The organism is Kitasatospora sp. NPDC004799 (assembly GCF_040609095.1).
Classification (GTDB): Bacteria; Actinomycetota; Actinomycetes; order Streptomycetales; family Streptomycetaceae; genus Kitasatospora.
In genome coordinates this window covers 1-16,296 of record NZ_JBEXJK010000176.1, presented here as the reverse complement: position 1 = coordinate 16,296, position 16,296 = coordinate 1, and the positions used below count along the sequence as shown (strand labels likewise).

Genomic DNA, 16,296 nt, shown 5'->3' with positions numbered 1-16,296 from the left:
AGCAGCCGCAGGGTGTTGGTGGCCTCGCCGGTCCTGCCCTTGATCATCAGGTTGACCAGGACGGAGCCGGCCTGGGCGATCACGGCGAGGCCGAGCGAGAGCGCGAGCACGGTGCGCCAGTGCCGGCGGACGGTGGTGACGGCACCGTCCAGCAGTTCGCCGAAGCTCAGCGGGCGCAGCGGGATGACGCCCGGCCTGGGGCTCGCGGGGGCGCCCCAGCCGTACGGGCGGTGCCCGCCGGGAGGCTGCTGTCCCCATTGCTGGCCCCACTGCTGTCCGCCGTGGGGGGCGCCGGCCGGGCCGGTCCAGCCGGGAGTGGGCTGCGGTGGTGCCGACGGGCCGGGCACGGCGGCGGGCGCGTCGACCGGGGGCCGGGCTCCGTCGCGGGGCGGCTCGGACGAGCTGGGCGAGGCCCAGCCCGGAGTGTCGGTCATCACTGCTCCTCGGAGGGCGTCACGGGCGCGACTGCGAACGGATCTTCCGCCCGCGCGCAGCGCCCATCGTGCCATGGGGCCGGAAACCGGCCCCACGGCGATCCGGTTGCTGATCGGCAACGGTCCTCCGCGGTGGGCCGGACGGTGGTCCGCCGCGGGGTGGGAAGGGGGTCGGAGGCGCTCCCGCCGGGTGCATTCGCCCGGTATGGCCGGAATGCACCGGCGGGGGAGTTGGCCGTTCTGGAGCAATGGCACTGCTGTGCGGCAGGTCACAATCCGGTAATGAGAAGATGGACGCATGAAGGGACGCGTCCTCGTCGTTGATGACGACTCCGCACTGGCCGAGATGCTCGGCATCGTGCTGCGTGGTGAGGGTTTTGAGCCGTTTTTCGTCGCGGATGGGGACAGGGCGCTAGCCGCGTTCCGGGAGACCAAGCCCGACCTGGTCCTGCTCGACCTGATGCTGCCCGGCCGGGACGGCATCGACGTGTGCCGGCAGATCCGGGCGGAGTCCGGCATCCCGATCGTCATGCTGACCGCGAAGACCGACACGGTCGACGTCGTGGTGGGCCTGGAGTCGGGTGCCGACGACTACGTCACCAAGCCGTTCAAGCCCAAGGAGCTGGTGGCCCGGGTGCGCGCCCGGCTGCGCCGCGCCGAGGAGCCCACGCCCGAGCAGCTGACCATCGGCGACCTGGTCATCGACGTGGCCGGCCACTCGGTGAAGCGGGACGGCCGGGGCATCCCGCTGACCCCGCTGGAGTTCGACCTGCTGGTCGCGCTGGCCCGCAAGCCCTGGCAGGTGTTCACCCGCGAGGTGCTGCTGGAGCAGGTCTGGGGCTACCGCCACGCGGCGGACACCCGGCTGGTCAACGTCCACGTGCAGCGCCTGCGTTCCAAGATCGAGAAGGACCCGGAGCGCCCCGAGATCGTGGTGACCGTCCGCGGCGTCGGCTACAAGGCCGGACCCAGCTGACGTGACGGACCGGGCAGACGACACCCCGTCGGGTTCCGCGACCGACGGGGCCGGGTCGGTGCGCGGCGACGTGCTGAGTTCGACCACCCGCCGCCGGCGCCCTTCCGGCGTGGTCGCACTGGTGAAGCGTCAGCTGCGCCGCCCCGTGCACCGGGTGGCCGCGCTGTACCGCCGGTCGATCCAGCTGCGCGTGGTCGCGGTCTCCCTGCTGGCGTCCATCGCGGTCGTCCTGGTGCTGGGCGTGGTCGTGGTGGCGCAGGTGCGCACCGGTCTGCTCGGCACCAAGATGGACGCCGCCCGGGCGCAGGCCAGGATCGGCTTCCAGGTCGAGCAGAAGAAGATCGACGAGGCCCGGGACCAGAAGCTGCGGGGCACCGCCGACCCGACCGTCGACGAGACGGGCACCTGGCTGCTGCGGCAGGTCAACGACCTGGCCGGGAGCGGGCAGACCGTCTACTCGGTGATCGCGATGGCCCCCGGCACCGGTGCCGTCGTCCCGGACACGGCCGGCTTCGCGCCGCGCTACTCGGGCGACATCCAGCCCAGCAGCATCCCGGACGCCCTGCGGGCCAAGCTGGCCTCCGAGCAGGGCCAGATGTTCGAGCAGCCGACCCGGATCCACCGCTCGCCCGAGAGCGGCGGGACGTCCGAGCCCGGGCTGGCCCTCGGCATGCAGTTCCGCGGCCCGGCCGAGACGCCGTACCAGATGTTCTACGTGTTCTCCTTCGGCCAGGAGACCGAGACCCTCAACCTGATCACCGGGACCCTGGCGACCGCCGGGGTGTTCGTGGTGATCCTCATGGGCGGCATCGCCTGGGTCGTGGTGCGCCAGGTGGTCACCCCGGTCCGGATGGCCGCCGGGATCTCCGAGCGGCTCGCCGACGGGCACCTGGAAGAGCGGATGAAGGTCACCGGGACGGACGACATCGCCCGCCTCGGGGAGTCCTTCAACCGGATGGCCAACGCCCTCCAGACGCAGATCCGCCAGCTGGAGGAGCTGTCCCGGGTCCAGCGGCGGTTCGTCTCGGACGTCTCGCACGAGCTGCGCACCCCGCTGACCACGGTCCGGATGGCCGCCGACCTCATCTACGACAGCCGCGAGGACCTGGACCCGATGGCGGCCCGCTCGGCGGAGCTGCTCCAGGGCCAGCTGGACCGCTTCGAGTCGCTGCTCGCCGACCTGCTGGAGATCAGCCGCTTCGACGCCGGCGCCGCGATCCTGGACGCCGAGCCGGTCGACCTGCGCGAGATCGTCGCCCGGGTGGTGGAGGCCGCCGAACCGCTGGCCGAGGCCAAGGGCAGCGCCGTGGTGATCCGCGGCGACGGCGAGCCGGTGCTGGCCGAGGTGGACTCCCGCCGGATCGAGCGCATCCTGCGCAACCTGGTGGTCAACGCGCTGGAGCACGGCGAGGGCCGCGACGTGGTGGTCCGGCTGGGCTCCGCGGACGGCGCGGTCGCGGTCGGCGTGCGCGACTACGGCATCGGCCTCAAGCCGGGCGAGGCGTCCCGGGTGTTCCACCGCTTCTGGCGGGCCGACCCGTCCCGGGTGCGGACCACCGGCGGCACCGGCCTCGGCCTGTCCATCGCCGTCGAGGACGCCCACCTGCACGGCGGCTGGCTCCAGGCCTGGGGCGAGCCCGGCGGCGGCTCGCACTTCCGGCTCACCCTGCCGCGCACCCGCGGCGGCGAGATCGCCCGGGCGCCGTTCCGGCTGGAGCCGGAGGACTCCCGCAACAACCGGGGCCTGGGCGCGCAGGGCACGCCGTACCGGCGGGCGATCAGCCCGGCCGGAGCGACGGCGACGGCCGCCGTCGACGACCAGGCGGAGACGCCGGAGAGTATGGGCAACGGCCTCGGCAGCGGGCTCGGCGGGGTGCTGAACATCGGCCCCGGGCTGGGCCGGCAGCGGCTGCCCGAGGGGCCGCGGTCGGACCCCTCGGACGTGTGGACGGCCGCCGGGTACGGGGCCACCGGGGCCCAGGTCATGGTGGACCCGACGCCGGGACGGCCGTCGGTGGCGCAGCGGACGGCGGAGCCGGACGTGACGGGTGGGACGACGGACGCGGAGGGGTCGCAGCGTGCGAAGGACGAGCAACAGGACTGAGCCGCGGCTCCTCGCGGTGGTCGGCGGGCTGCTCGGCGCCCTGGTGGCGAGCGGCTGCGCCGCCATGCCCGATTCCGGCGGCGTCACCAGGGTGGAGCTGTCCCCGGGCTCGGCCGACAAGAACCTGCAGGCCCGGGTCTACCCGGTGGCGCCCGGCCGGGGCGCCAAGCCGCGCGAGCTGCTGACCGGGTTCCTGGACGCGGTGACCGCCGACGAGGGGTACGAGACCGCGCGCAAGTACCTCACCGAGAGCGCCGCCACCAGCTGGAACCCGGACGCCGAGACCAAGGTGCTCTCCGCCACCACCATCCCGGCCGGCCAGGACCCCGCCGAGACGGACAGCACCTTCTCCGCGATGGTGTCCGGGCAGCTGGTCGCCACCGTCGACGAGAAGCGCTCGTACCTGCTGGTGACCGGGGGGCAGAACAACGTCTCCTACGACTTCACCTTCGTCCGGGAGAACGGCGAGTGGCGGATCGACAAGGTGCCGCCCGGCGTGATCATGAACGAGACCAACTTCCGGAACAGCTTCCGGCAGGTCGAGCGGTTCTTCTACACCGCGCCGGACCCGTCCTCGGCGGTCTCCGGGAGCGCGGGCCAGGAGGCGCTGATCGCCGACCCGATCTACCTGCGGCGCCGGGTGGACCCGCTCCTCTCGGCCGCCCGGGCGCTCGTCAACGGCCCCTCCGTCTGGCTCTCGCCGGTGGCCCGCACGGCGTTCCCGGCCGGCACCACGGTCGACAGCGCGACCATCGACGACCGCTCCGCCCACGTGCAGCTCGGCAAGGCGGACATCGGCGAGCCGACCGCCTGCCGGCGGATGGCGACCCAGCTCCTCTACACCCTCGCCGACCAGGCCAAGGGCCAGGTCAGCCAGCTGGAACTGAAGGGGCGGCACGGCACCTGCACGGTCGCCCGCAGCGACTCCGACGGCCCCGGCTCGCTGGCCGGTAGCGCCGCCAAGCAGCTGTACTACCAGCGCGCCGACAACGGGGTGCTGATGAGCACCGACGAGGGGCGCACCGGCGACCCGGTCCGCGGCCCCCTCGGCAAGCCGCAGCCGAACGGCACGCCGCCGCTCGGCACGGTCGCCGTCAGCCGGGACGGCGGCTGGGCCGCCGCGCTCAGCGGGGACGGCCACCAGCTGTTCTCGGTGCCGCTGTCGGACAGCGCGGCGACCATGGGCGAGGCGGTGCTCAGCTCGCCCAAGGGCGGTGACAAGGAGGACGGCCTCACCTCGCCGAGCTGGGACGGGCGCGGCGACCTCTGGGTGGTGGAGCGCACCAAGCAGAGCTCGCGGGTGGTGATGGTGCGCGGCAACAAGTCCTACACCGTGCCGGTCGAGGGGCTGACCGGGCAGAACGTGGAATCGCTCAAGATCGCCTCGGACGGCGCCCGGGTCGCCCTGGTGGTCAAGAGTCCGGGCGTGGCGACCAGCTCGCTGAAGTTCGGCCTGGTCGTGCACGGCGGCACCAAGGACGCGCCGACCGCGAAGATCGTCAACGTGCGCCCGGCGGCTCCGAGCCTCACCGACATCGCCTCGGTCTCCTGGGCCGGGACCGACCAGCTGCTGGTGCTCGCCAAGGAGGCCGAGGGGACCCAGCAGCTGCACCACATCAGTACCGACGGCTCGCAGAGCTCGGACACCCAGCTGGGGATCGGCGAGAGCATGCGGACCGTCTCCGCCTCGGAGGTCCCCGGGGACGGCGTGAACCAGGCGCCGTCGGTGCTCGCGATGGGCGAGGTCAAGCAGGCGGAGGGCAAGCCGACCGAGCTCAAGGCCTTCCGGCTGGTCAGCAACCAGTGGCGGGAGGTCTCGCTGATCGACAAGCCCCGCGCCTTCTTCTACCCGGGCTGACGGGCTGACGGTCCGGTGGGTCGCGGGCCGTCGCCCGCGCGGGTCCGCGCTTGCCGGCTCTGCGTCCGGGCGAGCTAGCAGGCCGGGTGCGCGGCGACCGGGTGCACGGTGGCCGCGACCGTGGCACCGGCCCGGGCGGGCAGGCCGGCGTCGGCCAGCGCCCGGGCGGCCTCGGCGAGGCTGGCCCCGGTGGTCACCAGGTCGTCCACCAGCACCGGGTGACGGCCCGCCAGGCCCGCCCGCCCGGTCCGGGCGCGCGGCAGCACGGTGAGCGCGCCGTGCAGGTTGCGGCGCCGCTCGGCCGCGTTCAGCCCGGTCTGGTCGGCGACCGGCCGGGCGTGCCGCAGCAGCGGCGCCGCCCGGACGTCCAGGCCGGACCGGCGCAGCGAACGGGCGGCCGCCCCGGCCAGCCGCAGCGTCGGATCGTGCCCGCGGGCGCGGACGGCCGAGCGCGCCGAGGGCATCGGGACCAGCAGCAGCGGCGCGGCCCCGGCCCGCGCGCCCAGGGCGGAGCGCACCGCCCGGCCGAGGGCGTCGCCGAGCGGCCCGGCCAGCCGCAGCGCGCCCCGCTCCTTGTGGGCGAGCAGCAGCTGCCGGACCGCGCCGGTGTACGGCGCGGCGGCGTACGTCCAGGGCAGCAGGGTGGGGGCCGGCCGTGCGGTGGCCAGCTCCGCCCGGCAGACCGGGCAGAGCTGGGTGCGTTCGCTGCCGCAGCCCGCGCAGTCGGCCGGCAGCAGGACGTCCAGCAGCCCCGCCAGTGCGTGGCCGAACGGCCCCTGGGCGGACGGCGGACGGGTGGGCGAGGGGGATGGCGGCACGGCTGCTCCTGGCGGCGGCAGGCACGGAGAGTCAGCAAAGGATGCGCCGTATGGGGGGCGTTGTCCAGGTATTTACCCTTACTTCACTCGCGGGAGGGTAGACAGGGTGCACCAGCTTGACCGCCCGACCGCAGTATCGGGTCATACCCTCCTTATCGCCTGGGGAGGCGAAAAACCCGTGTGAGGTGTTCGATAAGGCCCAGGGGGTTTCAACCGTCCCTGGTGGGGAGGAAGTGAGGTGAGGGCCAGTCGTTTCCCGCCGCTGGCGGCGGGGGCGGGGGGCCGGCAGTGGATGGGCTGGTCCAGCTGGGTCTCAGTCCGGTCCGGTAGCACCCGGATCGGCGTCAGCACGAGGGATCGGAGTTCTGCGTGGACATCGTCGTCAAGGGCCGCAAGACCGAGGTGCCCAAGAGGTTCCGCGAGCACGTGGCCGAGAAGCTGGAGAAGGTCCAGAAGTTCGACGCCAAGGCCATCAGCCTCGACGTCGAGGTGTCCAAGGAGCACAACCCGCGGCAGGCCGACCGGTCCGATCGGGTGGAGATCACTCTCCGCAGCCGCGGCCCCGTGATCCGGGCCGAAGCCGCCGCCGGTGACCCGTACGCGGCGCTCGACCTGGCTTCGGCGAAGCTCGACGCGCAGCTGCGCAAGTCCGCGGACCGGCGTCGGGTGCACAAGGGCGGCGCGAACGGCCGCACCCCGATCAGCGTCGCCGAGGCGACCGCGGCCCTGGCCGCGCTGCCGGACACGACGGCGCCGGAGGGCGGGACGAACGGCGCCGTCCGCAAGACCATGATGGGATCCCTGGAAGTGGAGGGCGAGGGCCCGCTGGTGGTCCGGGAGAAGACGCACCCGGCCGCCCCGATGGCACTGGACCAGGCGCTCTACGAGATGGAGCTGGTCGGCCACGACTTCTACCTCTTCGTGGAGAAGGACAGCGGCCTGCCGAGCGTGGTCTACCGCCGGCACGGTTACCACTACGGCGTCATCCACCTGCAGACCGACCTCGCGGCCGGGCCGGGTGGTGGCGCGGGCGGCGCGATCGGCGGGCCCGACGACGAGGACTGACCGTCCGAGCAGCGATGGAGGGGTGACCCCGGTGGCCGCGGCCGCCGGGGACACCGGCGTTCGGGCGCGTGGTCACCGGCGTTCCGGCGCGGGGCGGTTCGAACGGCGTCGCGTCCCGGACGGAGGGGTCACCCGATGCGGGGGAATCGGCGTCGGAGGGTGACCGTGGCGGTGTCGGGGCGTGGAATGATTGGCGCACGACGACCCGCGAAGGGGGAGGAGCGGATGGGGGATCACTTCGGGCTGGGGCCCGGGGTCGGGCCGGGGCTGCCGCCGGGGGTGGAGGACGAGCCCGCGTACGAGCCGCACCGGGGTGAGCCGATCCGCGTACTGGTGGTGGACGACCACGCGCTGTTCCGCCGGGGCCTGGAGATCGTGCTCGCGGAGGAGCCGGACATCAAGGTCGTCGGCGAGGCGGGGGACGGCGCCGAAGCCGTGCTGAAGGCCGCCGACCTGCTGCCCGACATCATCCTCATGGACGTCCGGATGCCGCGCCGCAGCGGGATCGAGGCCTGCACGGCGATCAAGGACGTGGCACCCAGCACCAAGATCATCATGTTGACGATAAGCGACGAGGAGGCCGACCTCTACGAGGCGATCAAGGCGGGGGCCACCGGCTACCTGCTCAAGGAGATCTCCACCGACGAGGTCGCCACCGCGATCCGCGCGGTCGCCGACGGGCAGTCCCAGATCAGCCCGTCGATGGCGTCCAAGCTGCTCACCGAGTTCAAGTCGATGATCCAGCGCCGCTCCGACGACCGGGACCTGGTGCCCGCGCCCCGGCTCACCGACCGGGAGCTGGAGGTGCTCAAGCTGGTGGCGACCGGGATGAACAACCGGGAGATCGCCAAGGAGCTGTTCATCAGCGAGAACACCGTGAAGAACCACGTGCGCAACATCCTGGAGAAGCTCCAGCTGCACTCCCGGATGGAGGCGGTGGTGTACGCGATGCGCGAGAAGATCCTCGAAATAGGCTGAGCCGGACGGGACTTGGCGCCTGGGGCTAGCCGCTCGCCAGCAGCTTCTCCAGGGCCGGGCGCAGCCGCTCGTCGTGCAGCGCCCCGACCCGCACGTCGTCGCAGCCGACCCAGGCGGCCGCCTCGCGCAGGGCCGTCGCCAGGGCCTCGACGTGCCGGGCGCCGCCTCCCCGGCCGCCGTCCAGCGAGACCTGCCGGGCGACCAGGGTGCGCCCCTCGCGGGCCGGGTCGACCCGGCCGACTAGCCGGCCGCCGGCCAGCAGCGGCATCGCGAAGTAGCCGTGCACCCGCTTGTGCTTGGGCGTGTAGGCCTCCAGCCGGTGCGTCATGCCGAAGATCCGCTCGGTGCGGGGGCGGTCCCAGATCAGCGAGTCGAAGGGCGAGAGCAGCGTGGTGCGGTGGCGCCCGCGCGGGGCGGTGGCGAGGGCGGCCGGGTCCGCCCAGGCGGGGGCCGGGGAGCCGTCCGGGCCCCAGCCGGCCACCTCGACCGGGACGAGCCCGCTGTCGGCGAGCACCGGGTCCAACTGCTCGGCGCGCAGCCGGTGGTAGTCCAGCAGGTCGGCCCGGGTGGCCACGCCGAGCGCGGCGCCGGCCTGGGCGACCAGGGTGCGCACGCACTCCTCGTCCGACCGGTCCTGCCCGAACAGGGCGTCCGGGATCGCCTGTTCGGCCAGCGCGTAGACCCGCTTCCAGCTCCGGCGCTCGGTGCAGACCACGTCGCCGAAGGCCAGCGCCCGCTCGACCGCGATCTTGGTGTCGGACCAGTCCCACCACTCGGAGGTCCGCTTGGCGCCGCCCAGCTCGGTGGAGGTCAACGGCCCCTCGGTGCGCAGCTTGTCGAGCACGGCGCGGTAGGTCTCGGGCGCGACCTGGTGGCCCCAGAGGTGGCCGCGGTCGCGGTAGCGGCGGCGCCGGAAGGCGAACAGCGGCCACTCCTCGACCGGCAGGACGCAGGCCGCGTGCGACCAGTACTCGAAGCTCGTGCCGCCGCCCCAGTACGCCGCCTCGACGGCCGGGCGGCCGACCGCGCCGAGGCGGGCGTACGGCACCAGCTCGTGGGAGCGGGCGAGCACCGAGATGGTGTCCAGCTGGACGGCGCCCAGGTGCCGCAGCACCCCGCGCACCCCGGCGCGGCGGTCCGGCGCGCCCAGCAGGCCCTGGGCGCGCAGGGCGATCCGGCGGGCGTCGTCCGCGCTGAGGACGGTGACGGGGGCGGCGGGGGCTGGGCGGGCGGCAGCGGCGGTCATGCCGGGGAGCGTAGCCGGGGGCACTGACAGCGCGGACCCGGCCCGGGGCGGGGGCTCGGCCCGGCCCGGCGGGCCCGGCTCCGGAGGGCTCGGCCCGGGTCGACTCAGTCCAGGTCGGCGGGCAGCAGGGAGGCGACCCAGGCGTCGTGGAAGACGCCGCGCTGCTCGGCGTACGAGCGCAGGGTGCCCTCGAAGCGGTAGCCGGCCTTCTCGGCGACCGCGCGGGAGCCCTCGTTGCCGACGTAGGCCTGCCACTCCAGGCGGCGCAGGCCGAGCTCGCGCAGGCCGTAGCGGGAGACGGCGCGGGCGGCCTCCGTGGTGTAGCCGCGGCCGCGGAACTCCTTCACGGCCCACCAGCCGATCTCGGCGCAGCCCGGGTCGTGGGCGCGCAGGACGAGCCCCTGGGAGCCGACCAGGGCGCCGGACTCGCGCTCGAAGACGCACCAGATCCGGTTCGCCCCGCTGTGCCAGCCCGCGGCGGCGAGATCGCGCACGAAGTACTCCGCGTCCTCGCGCCGGTACGGCGACGGAACGACCGTCCAGCGCTGGATCTCCGGGTCCTGGCAGGCGGTGAAGACCGCGTCGATGTCGGACTCCCGCGGGGCGCGCAGGACGAGCCGCTCGGTGGTGAGGGTGACCGGCGCGCTGATGCTTTCTTCCATGAACGGATTATTCCGCCCGGCGAGGAAAGCGGGCATCCGAATATCCCGCCGCCCCGCTCGTTCCGCGGACGGCCAACTCTCCGGCGCGCCGACCGTTTTGTCCCGGTGGACGGTGCTATCGGGCCATGTGCTCGCGGGGGTGACACGGGAATACCGTGCTGACGCACCTCCCGGGGGGTTGGACTCCTCGCATACGATGGCCCGTGCGGTGGGGTGGACCCCCCGTGCAGTCGTCCAGTGCCAATACAGGCAAGGAGCCCGCTCACGTGTCCGTCTTCGACAAGATCCTGCGCGCAGGCGAGGGCAAGATCCTTCGCAAGCTGCAGCGGATTGCTGCCCAGGTCAACTCCATCGAAGAGGACTTCGTCAACCTCACCGACGCCGAGCTGCGCGCACTGACCGACGAGTACAAGCAGCGGCTCGCGGACGGCGAGACCCTGGACGACATCCTCCCCGAGGCGTTCGCCACCGTCCGCGAGGCGGCCAAGCGCGTGCTCGGCCAGCGGCACTACGACGTCCAGCTGATGGGCGGCGCGGCCCTGCACTTCGGCTACGTCGCCGAGATGCGCACCGGTGAGGGCAAGACCCTCGTCGGCACCCTGCCGGCGTACCTGAACGCGCTGACCGGCAAGGGCGTCCACCTGATCACCGTCAACGACTACCTCGCCGAGCGCGACTCGGAGTGGATGGGCCGGGTGCACCGCTTCCTCGGCCTCGAAGTCGGCGTGATCCTGGCCAACATGACGCCCGCCGAGCGCAAGCGCCAGTACGGGATGGACATCACGTACGGCACCAACAACGAGTTCGGCTTCGACTACCTGCGCGACAACATGGCCTGGTCGCAGGACGAACTCGTCCAGCGCGGCCACTACTTCGCGGTCGTCGACGAGGTCGACTCGATCCTGATCGACGAGGCCCGCACCCCGCTGATCATCTCCGGCCCGGCCGACCAGGCGACCAAGTGGTACGCCGACTTCGCCAAGCTGGTGCTGCGCCTGAAGATCGACCGCGACTACGAGGTCGACGAGAAGAAGCGCACCGTCGGCATCCTGGAGGAGGGCGTCTCCCGGGTCGAGGACTACCTGGGCATCGACAACCTCTACGAGTCGGTGAACACCCCGCTGGTCGGCTTCCTGAACAACGCCATCAAGGCGAAGGAGCTGTACAAGCGGGACAAGGACTACGTCGTGATGAACGGCGAGGTCATGATCGTCGACGAGCACACCGGCCGCATCCTGGCCGGCCGCCGCTACAACGAGGGCATGCACCAGGCGATCGAGGCCAAGGAGGGGGTGGAGGTCCAGAACGAGAACCAGACCCTGGCCACCATCACCCTGCAGAACTTCTTCCGCCTGTACGACAAGCTCGCGGGCATGACCGGTACCGGCACCACCGAGGCCGCCGAGTTCCACCAGATCTACAAGCTCGGCGTGGTGCCGATCCCGACCAACAAGACGCCGCTGCGCATCGACCAGCCCGACCTGATCTACAAGTCGGAGCCGGCCAAGTTCGCCGCCGTGGTCGAGGACATCGCCGAGAAGCACGAGAAGGGCCAGCCGGTGCTGGTCGGCACCGTGTCGGTCGAGAAGTCCGAGTACCTGTCGCAGGAGCTGCGCAAGCGCGGCATCCCGCACGAGGTGCTGAACGCCAAGCACCACGAGCGCGAGGCGCAGATCGTCGCGCAGGCCGGCCGCAAGGGCGCCGTCACCGTCGCCACCAACATGGCCGGCCGCGGCACCGACATCATGCTGGGCGGCAACGCCGACCACCTGGCCGCCGCCGAGCTGGCGCAGCGCGGGCTGACCCCGACGGACACCCCGGAGGAGTACGAGGCCGCCTTCCCGGCCGCGCTGGAGAAGGCCAAGGCCTCGGTGAAGGCCGAGCAGGACGAGGTCAAGGAGGCCGGCGGCCTCTACGTCCTCGGCACCGAGCGGCACGAGTCCCGCCGGATCGACAACCAGCTGCGCGGCCGCTCCGGCCGTCAGGGCGACCCGGGCGAGTCCCGCTTCTACCTGTCGCTGGGCGACGACCTGATGCGCCTGTTCAAGGCCGGCATGGTCGAGCGCGTGCTCTCGATGGCCAACGTGCCCGAGGACGTGCCGATCGAGTCCAAGATGGTCACCCGCGCCATCGCCTCCGCGCAGACCCAGGTCGAGCAGCAGAACTTCGAGATCCGCAAGAACGTCCTCAAGTACGACGAGGTGCTCAACCGCCAGCGCGAGGTCATCTACGGCGAGCGCCGCCGGGTGCTGGAGGGCGAGGACCTCCAGGAGCAGGTCGGCCACTTCATGGACGACACCGTCGAGGCGTACGTCCGGGCCGCCACCGGCGAGGGCTTCGAGGACGACTGGGACCTGGAGAAGCTCTGGACCGCGCTCAAGCAGCTCTACCCGGTCACCCTGGACCTGGCGGAGCTGGAGGAGGAGGCCGGCGGCCAGGCCGGGCTGACCCCCGAGTTCCTGATCAAGTCCATCCAGGAGGACATCCAGGCGCAGTACGGCGCCCGTGAGGACCAGCTGGGCGCGGAGATCATGCGCGAGCTGGAGCGCCGGGTCGTGCTGTCGGTGCTGGACCGCCGCTGGCGCGAGCACCTCTACGAGATGGACTACCTCCAGGAGGGCATCGGCCTGCGGGCCATGGCGCAGCGCGACCCGCTGGTCGAGTACCAGCGCGAGGGCTTCGACATGTTCACCGCGATGATGGAGGGCATCAAGGAGGAGTCCGTCGGCTACCTGTTCAACCTGGAGGTCCAGGTCGAGCAGCAGGTCGAGGAGGTCCCGGTCGAGGACGCCCAGGTGGTGCTCGACAAGCTGGAGAAGGACGCCGCCCGCCCGGAGATCAAGGCCAAGGGCCTGGAGGCCCCGAAGCCGCAGCGGCTGCACTACACGGCCCCCTCGGACGAGGTCGGCGGCGGTGTCATCGAGGGCGACTTCGACGACCTCGCGCCGGAGGACGAGGGCGACGGCCTGACCCGCGCCGAGCGCCGCAAGGCCGCGAAGTCGGCCAAGGGCCGCCGCCGCAAGGGCTGAGCCGGCCGCTGGAGACCAGCCAGGACGCCACGCAGGGCGCCGTTCCCGGACCGGGACGGCGCCCTGCGCCGTCCGGTACCGCCGGAGCCGGGGCAGGGTGCTCACCGGGCCTCCACGGCCGTGCACTGCCACTGCCCGGCCGGGCCGCGCTGCTCCAGCCGGAAGGCCACCATGTGGTGCCGCCGGCCGAGGTCGACCCGCACGCAGGCCTCCACCGCGTCCGGTGAGGGCGAGCGTTCGTGCACCGGACCGAGCCGGGGCCGGTCGGCGGGGCCGCCGCGGCGCAGCGCGCCGGCCCGGACCAGTGAGGCGAGCTGCCCGTAGCCGTCCAGGCTGGTGTGCCGCATCAGCTGGCCGGAGGGCCGTGCGCCGGTGAGCACCTCGACCAGCTGCCGGGCGAACCGGGCGGCCAGTGCCCCCGGGCCGGCCCCGGAGTCGGCCCCCGGGGTGCCGGTGCAGGCGGCGCGCGGGTGGCGCGGCCGGCGCCCGGCCGGGGCGCAGGCGCCGGCGGTGCGCGCACGGCGGTACGGACGGGCGGTGAGGTGCGCGGTCGGGTGCGCGATCGGGAGGGTGCTGCAGCGGACGGTCACGGCGGTGGCTCCTGGACGGGGTGGTGCGGGTACGGACGGGTCCAGGCTGGGGGCGTCCCGCGCGGGGCGGCAACGGGTTTCCGGGGTGGCCGGGACAGGCCGTCGAGTTCACCTATCCGGATGAACCGGCCAGTGCGGCGACGGGCCGGAGGGGTCGGTCGGCGGCGCCGGGTTGACGTGCGGCAGCGGGTCGTACGGCCCGAAAGGGGACGCTCCGGCTGGGCGGACCGGGTGGCGGCGCCCGCCGCCGCGTTTGCGCCGGCCCGGTTCGGCGCGCACCATCGGAGCCCGGCCGGGAGCGGACGGCCGGGTTCCCACGACGAGGGGCGGCCGGTATGGCGACACGGACGGCGGCAGCGACCGGCCCCGCCCGGCCCGCCGCCGGAGCGCCCCGGCGCGGCCTGGTGCTGGGCGGCGGCGGGATGCTCGGCGCGGCCTGGACGGTCGGTGCGCTGTGCGCCGTGGAGGAGGCCACCGGGCGGCAGCCGGGGGAGGCCGACGTCCTGCTCGGCACCTCGGCGGGCGCGATCCTCGCCGCGCTGCTGGCCGGCGGCGTCCGCCCCGAGCAGCTGCGCGACCACCAGCGCGGCCTGCCGGTCACCGAGGGGCCGCTGGCCGGGGCGGCCTTCGACTACGACACCGCCGTCGGCGGCGCGCTGCCGCCCCGCCCCCGGGCCGGCATCGGCTCGCCCGGCCTGCTGCGCCACGCCGTCCGGCACCCGCGCGAGTACCCGCTGCTGACCATGGTCTCGGCGATCGCGCCGCACGGCCGCGGCTCGCAGGCGCCGGTCGGCGAGCTGGTGCGCGGCCTGCTCGGCGACGGCCTGCTCGGCGACGGCCCGCTCGGCGACGGCCTGCCCGGTTCGGGCGGGCCGCCCGCCGGGGGATCGCCGCTGCGGGTGGTGGCCGTGGACTACCGCAGCGGCCGCCGGGTGGTCTTCGGCGACCCGGACGCCCCGGCCGTCCCGGTGCCCGACGCCGTGATGGCCTCCTGCGCGATCCCCGGCTGGTTCGCCCCGGTGCGGCTGGACGGCTCGGCGTACGTGGACGGCGGCTGCTGGTCCGCCACCAACGCCGACCTGATGCTCGGCCGGGGCCTGGACGAGGTGTACGTGCTCGCCCCGATGGCACTGCGGCCGGCGCCCAGGACGGCATCCAGGTCGGCCCCCCGGCCGGGGCGGGCCGGGAGCCCGGGCCGGCTCCGGGGCGGCCGCGACGCCCGGGCCGCCCTGCGCGAGTGGCGTGAGCGGGACCGCCCGCGCGGCGTCCTCGCCCAGCTGGTGAGCCGCTACCGCCGCGCCGTCACCCGGCAGCTGCTGCGCGAGGCCGCGCTGCTGCGGGCCGAGGGCGTCCGGGTGCGGCTGCTCGCCCCGACCCCGGCGGACCTCGCGGTGATGGGCCCGAACATGATGGACCCGGCCCGCCGCGGCGCCGTCCTGGAGAGCGCCCTGCGCACCGCCCGGGAGGCGCTCGGCGCCCGGCGGTGAGCGCCCGCCCGCGCACCGGAGGTGATCAGGGGCGGGCCGACGGCGCTTATTCTGGGGGCGCTGGAGAAGCTGTGCCGCTGGACGAACCCCGCTGGACGAACCGGAGAGTGCCACCGATGCGCGTGTACGTGCCCACCACCCTGACCGGCCTGGCGGCGGCGCACGAGGGCGGCTCCCTGGAGCAGTCCGCCGCGTACGCCGTGACCCCCGCGCTGCGCGAGTGGTACGTCAGCGACGACCTGGAGGAGCTGGAGTACGCGGCGCTGAACCGGGCCGCGCAGGCCTCGCTGCGCCAGCTGGCCGCCGACCCGGGGGCCCCGCGCCGCCGGGTGGTGGTGGCGCTGGACGTGGCCGACGCCTCGGTGCGGCCGTTCCCCGGTGACGAGTACCAGGACCAGGCCTCGCTCGGCCGGGTGGTGCTGGCCGGCCCGGTGCGGCTGGCCAAGGCGGCCGCGGTGCACGCCGACGTGGCCGACGACGAGGTGGTCACCGACGTCGCGGCGGCGGTGGCGGCGGTGGCCGCGGCCGACGCGGGCGACCAGGACGCCCAGTTCACCGTGGACGGCGCCGAGGACCACGACCTGCTCTGGTACGCGACCCAGGAGATCCCCTCGCTGTTCGCGTGAGCTCCGTCCTACCGGCGTGTCGCCCTGCCGGGTTACCGTTTCACCCTGTGCGCACTCACATCGTTTGGGACTGGAACGGCACGCTCTTCCACGACATGGAGGCCGTGCTCGGGGCGAGCAACGCCGCCTTCGCGACCATCGGCGTCGGGCCGATGACGCTCCAGGAGTACCGCGAGCAGTACGAGGTCCCGATCCCCCGCTTCTACCGGCGCCTGCTCGGCCGGATGCCCTCCGAGCAGGAGTGGCTGACGCTCGACGACGCCTTCCACGACCGCTACCGGGAGCTCAGCCCGGCCTGCGGGCTGACCGAGGGCGCGCGCGAGCTGCTGGACGGCTGGCGGGAGGCCGGGAACAGCCAGTCGCTGCTGTCGATGTACGAGCACGACCGGCTGGTGCCGCTGGTCGACACCTTCGGCCTGACCG

General features: G+C 73.7%; 12 protein-coding genes and 2 pseudogenes. 9 read left to right on the top strand and 5 right to left on the bottom strand.

Features of this window, described 5'->3' with window-relative positions:
• Window positions 1-434, bottom strand: a pseudogene (locus ABZW03_RS22115) (hypothetical protein); the annotation flags it as partial.
• A gap of 298 nt (window positions 435-732) precedes the next feature.
• Between ABZW03_RS22115 and mtrA the strand changes: the two are divergent.
• From mtrA to ABZW03_RS22100, 3 genes are all read left to right on the top strand, one after another.
• Entirely contained in the window at window positions 733-1,410 is a 678-nt protein-coding gene (mtrA, locus tag ABZW03_RS22110; protein ID WP_030247322.1) for an MtrAB system response regulator MtrA, read from the top strand.
• A gap of 70 nt (window positions 1,411-1,480) precedes the next feature.
• Window positions 1,481-3,514: an MtrAB system histidine kinase MtrB gene (gene mtrB / locus ABZW03_RS22105; RefSeq protein ID WP_355260806.1), complete on the top strand. Its 2,034-nt coding sequence runs from the start codon at window positions 1,481-1,483 to the stop codon at window positions 3,512-3,514.
• The gene (locus ABZW03_RS22100) at window positions 3,489-5,372 is read left to right on the top strand and encodes an LpqB family beta-propeller domain-containing protein (RefSeq protein ID WP_355260799.1); all 1,884 of its coding nucleotides are present in this window, start codon (window positions 3,489-3,491) and stop codon (window positions 5,370-5,372) included. Before mtrB ends, ABZW03_RS22100 begins: the two co-directional genes overlap by 26 nt.
• A gap of 74 nt (window positions 5,373-5,446) precedes the next feature.
• Here ABZW03_RS22100 and ABZW03_RS22095 read toward each other — a convergent pair whose 3' ends face one another.
• A complete protein-coding gene (locus ABZW03_RS22095) occupies window positions 5,447-6,109 on the bottom strand; it encodes a ComF family protein (RefSeq protein WP_355260803.1) in 663 nt (220 codons plus the stop codon).
• A 450-nt stretch (window positions 6,110-6,559) separates the two neighbouring features.
• Between ABZW03_RS22095 and raiA the strand changes: the two genes are divergently transcribed.
• Both raiA and ABZW03_RS22085 read left to right on the top strand, forming a co-directional pair.
• Window positions 6,560-7,255, top strand: coding sequence for a ribosome-associated translation inhibitor RaiA (gene raiA / locus ABZW03_RS22090; RefSeq protein WP_355260796.1), 696 nt, complete (start codon window positions 6,560-6,562; stop codon window positions 7,253-7,255).
• A gap of 225 nt (window positions 7,256-7,480) precedes the next feature.
• Window positions 7,481-8,233 carry a response regulator transcription factor gene (locus ABZW03_RS22085; RefSeq protein ID WP_355260793.1) on the top strand — a complete coding sequence of 251 codons (753 nt, stop codon included), beginning with the start codon at window positions 7,481-7,483 and terminating at the stop codon, window positions 8,231-8,233.
• Between the two features lie 25 nt (window positions 8,234-8,258).
• Here the strand turns inward: ABZW03_RS22085 and ABZW03_RS22080 are convergent, their stop codons facing one another.
• Together ABZW03_RS22080 and ABZW03_RS22075 are read right to left on the bottom strand one after the other, a co-directional pair.
• Window positions 8,259-9,479 carry a crosslink repair DNA glycosylase YcaQ family protein gene (locus ABZW03_RS22080; RefSeq protein ID WP_355260790.1) on the bottom strand — a complete coding sequence of 407 codons (1,221 nt, stop codon included), beginning with the start codon at window positions 9,477-9,479 and terminating at the stop codon, window positions 8,259-8,261.
• 104 nt (window positions 9,480-9,583) lie between these two features.
• A complete protein-coding gene (locus ABZW03_RS22075; RefSeq protein WP_355260787.1) occupies window positions 9,584-10,141 on the bottom strand; it encodes a GNAT family N-acetyltransferase in 558 nt (185 codons plus the stop codon).
• 266 nt (window positions 10,142-10,407) lie between these two features.
• Here ABZW03_RS22075 and secA point away from each other — a divergent pair, with 266 nt between their 5' ends.
• Complete coding sequence (gene secA, locus ABZW03_RS22070) at window positions 10,408-13,170, top strand: preprotein translocase subunit SecA (protein ID WP_355260784.1); 2,763 nt, start codon at window positions 10,408-10,410, stop codon at window positions 13,168-13,170.
• Between the two features lie 101 nt (window positions 13,171-13,271).
• On the opposite strand, the gene ABZW03_RS22065 is transcribed toward secA, so the two are convergent.
• Window positions 13,272-13,760 carry an Rv3235 family protein gene (locus ABZW03_RS22065; RefSeq protein ID WP_355260781.1) on the bottom strand — a complete coding sequence of 163 codons (489 nt, stop codon included), beginning with the start codon at window positions 13,758-13,760 and terminating at the stop codon, window positions 13,272-13,274.
• Between the two features lie 335 nt (window positions 13,761-14,095).
• Between ABZW03_RS22065 and ABZW03_RS22060 the strand changes: the two genes are divergently transcribed.
• From ABZW03_RS22060 to ABZW03_RS22050, 3 genes and pseudogenes are all read left to right on the top strand, one after another.
• Window positions 14,096-15,247, top strand: a complete 1,152-nt coding sequence (locus tag ABZW03_RS22060) for a patatin-like phospholipase family protein (RefSeq protein WP_355260778.1) — start codon at window positions 14,096-14,098, stop codon at window positions 15,245-15,247.
• Between the two features lie 116 nt (window positions 15,248-15,363).
• The gene (locus ABZW03_RS22055) at window positions 15,364-15,873 is read left to right on the top strand and encodes a hypothetical protein (RefSeq protein ID WP_355260775.1); all 510 of its coding nucleotides are present in this window, start codon (window positions 15,364-15,366) and stop codon (window positions 15,871-15,873) included.
• A gap of 95 nt (window positions 15,874-15,968) precedes the next feature.
• Window positions 15,969-16,296 (top strand): annotated as a pseudogene (locus ABZW03_RS22050) (HAD family hydrolase); the annotation flags it as partial.